This window comes from Hansschlegelia beijingensis (assembly GCF_045505405.1).
Lineage (GTDB): Bacteria > Pseudomonadota > Alphaproteobacteria > Rhizobiales > Methylopilaceae > Methylopila > Methylopila beijingensis_A.
Genome location: NZ_JBJKEX010000355.1, coordinates 1 through 3,104 on the forward strand (window position 1 = coordinate 1; position 3,104 = coordinate 3,104).

The window sequence follows — 3,104 nt, forward strand, 5'->3', positions numbered from 1 at the left end:
GGCTCACTTCGTGGTCACCTCCACGACGCCGACGCCGGTGCGGGCGAAGCGCTCGGCCCGGTACATGTCCTCGACCGTCGCGGCTGGCTGCGCGTAGCGGCCCGGGGCGACGGCGCGCACCACATAGGCGGCGGTGTAGACCGCCGGCGCGTCCGCCTCCCGGTCGAACGCCGCGACGAAGCGGTCGTCGCGAAATTCGGAATGGGCCGGCGGAGGCGCGTCTCCGAGGAACGCGAAAGCGTCGGAGCTCGCGCTCGTCACCAGCGCCGGGTTGTCGATCTCGAAGCCGGCCGGCAGCCGGTCGACGAGCAGCACGCGGCCGGGGCGCGGCTCCGCCTCGGTCACGGTGAGCACCGCGACGAGCCTCGTGTTCTGGGCCACCCTGGCGGGATCCACCTCGACGCCGGCGGGCGTGTAGAAGCGCCGCTCGAGGTGGAAGCCGTTCTCCGCCGGCGGCTCCGGCGAGGCCGGAGCGCCCTTCACGGTCACCACCGCCTCCAGCGGCGTTCGGCCGGCGTTGGTCACGGTCGAGGCCGCGGCCGCGAGACGCTCGGGCGTGAAGGTCGCATCAAGCGCGCCCTTGTGGGGTGCTCCGTCGACCGTCAGCGTGAGATCGGCGCTCCGGGCCTTCAGCGCGCGTGCGGCGAGCAGCAGCCAGGCGTTCTCCTGCGTGGTCAGAACCTCGCGGCCGCTCCGCGCGGTCATGACCCCGCGAATGGCGGCGGGCGAGGCGAGGGCGTCGATGCGGTTCTCCGCCGCGAGCGCCACGATCCCGGCGCGATCCCGGAGCACCGAGCCGAAGTCGGCGCGGGCGGAATCGTCCGGCGGGTTGATCTCGGCCGCCGCGAACGCCTTCCTGGCGCGGGCGAAGTCGCCGGCCTGTGCGAGCGCCGCGCCGATCTGCGCACGGGCGAGCGGGCTTGCGAACTCCTCGATCTTCACGTCGGCCAGGTAGCGCAGGTCGCCCAGCAGCGGACGACCCTGCTTGGCCAGCACGTAATAGGCGTAGGCGACGTCGCTTTCGGTCGAATCCTGCCGCACGCCGATGGCGTTGCGCAGGTTGTCGAGCGCCTGGCTGAAGGCGCGGTCAGAGGCGGGGAAGCCCGCCGCCCGCGCCCGGCCGAGCGCGTCCGTGACATAGGCGTCGAGCCAGAGGTCGCCGCCCTCCGCGGACCACATCCCGAAGGAGCCGTTGGAGTCCTGGCGCGACAGGATGCGCTCGATCATCTCCGAGGCGCGCGCCTTCACCTCCTCGGGCGCGGCGCCCGACAGCCCGAGCTCGTCGCCATAGGCGAGCGCCAGCAACCGGCTCGAGAGCTGTTCCGAGCAGGCGTAAGGGTAGCCGTCGAGCGCCAGCTTGAAGGTCGCGGCGTCGAGCATGCCAGGCTTGCCGACGGTCAGCGCGACCGAACCCGTCCCGGGAATGATGTCGGCGAGCGTGTCGCGAGACACTGTCACGCTCGCGCCCTCGGCCAGTGCCACGACGCTGCGTCGCGTCACCGGCGCGGCGGCCGGCTTGACGTCGAGCGCGAGCGCCTGCGCCAGCGTGCGTCCGTCAGGCCCCCTGAGCGTGACGTCGATCCGTCCGGCGCCGACGCCGTGCGCCGCGAGCGGGAACTCGACCGTCCCGCGCGCCTTGGCCGCCAGCGTGAGCTTCTTCGAGGCGGCGGAGGCGGAGAGCGGGCCGGAGACCGCGACGTCGACCTGATACTCGCCTGCGGGGCCCGCGACGTTGTCGAGGTCGAGCCTCAGCCGCGAGGAATCGCCGTCGGCGAGAAAGCGCGGCAGAGCCGTCGTCGCCACCACCGGGTCGGCGACCACGAGATCCTTCGCGGCGTGGCCGAGCTTGCCGGCCGACCACGCCACGGCCATCAGCCTGACCGTGCCGTTGAACGCCGGCAGTTCGATCGGGATGACGGCTTCGCCGCCGGGGCCGACAGGCACGAGTCCGGAGAACAGCGCCAGCGGCGCCTGGGTCGGCGTGTCCTGCAACCCGCCCGCGCCGGTGTCGTCGCCGCCCGAGCGGATCTTGCCGGCCTTCGCCCCCATGCCGTCGATCAACTGGCCATAGAGGTCGCGGATCTCGGTCGCGAGCTTGCGCTGGCCGTAGACCGCCTCGTCGGGAGCCGGGGGCTTGTAGCCCGTCAGGTTCAAGATCCCGACGTCGACCGCCGCGAGCGTAACATAGGCCTTCTCGCCGGCCGCGAGGTTCGTCAGCCGCACGGGCACGTCGAGCGAGCGCCGGGGCTCCACCTGCCCGGGAACGTCGATCGCGACCCCCAGGGTGCGGTCGGCGGCGTCGATCTGCGCGTGCGCGACGCCGATCGCGCGGCCGGGCATGCGGCTCGCCTTCGCGTCGAGCGGGCGGTGCACGAAGGCCACCACATAGGCCCCGGGCCGCCACGCGTCGGTCACCGGGAAGGTCGCCGTTCCGCCCTTTTCCGACACGTCCAGCGTCGTCTGGTCCACCACGCCGGAGCCGACGACCATCACGGTGGCGCGGCCGGCGAAGCGGGAGGCGAGGGTGACGGTCGCGGTCTCGCCCGTCCGGTAGCTCGGCTTGTCGAGCGCGACGTCCATCATGTCGGGCGTGTCGGTGGACGCGGCGGCGAAGAAGCCGGCGTCGAAGGCCACGCTGGTGGCGGGCCCCTGCGGGTCCGCGCTCGTAACCTCGAGGCGATAACGCCCATAGGCGACCTTGGCCTCCACCCGCGCGGGGCCGTCGGCGGCGACGTCGAGCTTGCCGTCCGCGACCCGGCGGGCGCGATTGACGGTCTCGAAATTCCAGCGCCCGTTGGTGGCGTACCACTGGTAGCTCGTCTCGATCCGGACCAACTGCCAGGCGAGCCCCTGCGCGGCCGCGCCCTTGCCGTCGGGCCCCAGGACGCGCACGTCGAAGCGGGCGGTCTCGCCGTCGCCGACGCGGTCGGCGAACAGCGGCTTCACGCCGATGCGCGGGCCCGAGGCCGCGACCGGCAGGATCAGCTTGCGCTCGAGGGTCCGGCCCGAAGGCTCCGCCAGCCGCAGCGCGATCTCGGCTTCGAGCGGCCGCGTGGTCTCGGGCAGGGGCGGCTCGGCCACGCGGACCGTCGCGCGGCCGTTGG

1 protein-coding gene is annotated in these 3,104 nt (G+C 73.3%); it reads right to left on the reverse strand.

The features are described 5' to 3' along the window. Nucleotides 1-3: 3 nt before the first annotated feature. The coding region (locus ACIKT0_RS15900; RefSeq protein WP_407106317.1) for an alpha-2-macroglobulin family protein at nucleotides 4-3,104 on the reverse strand (3,101 nt) is incomplete at its 5' end.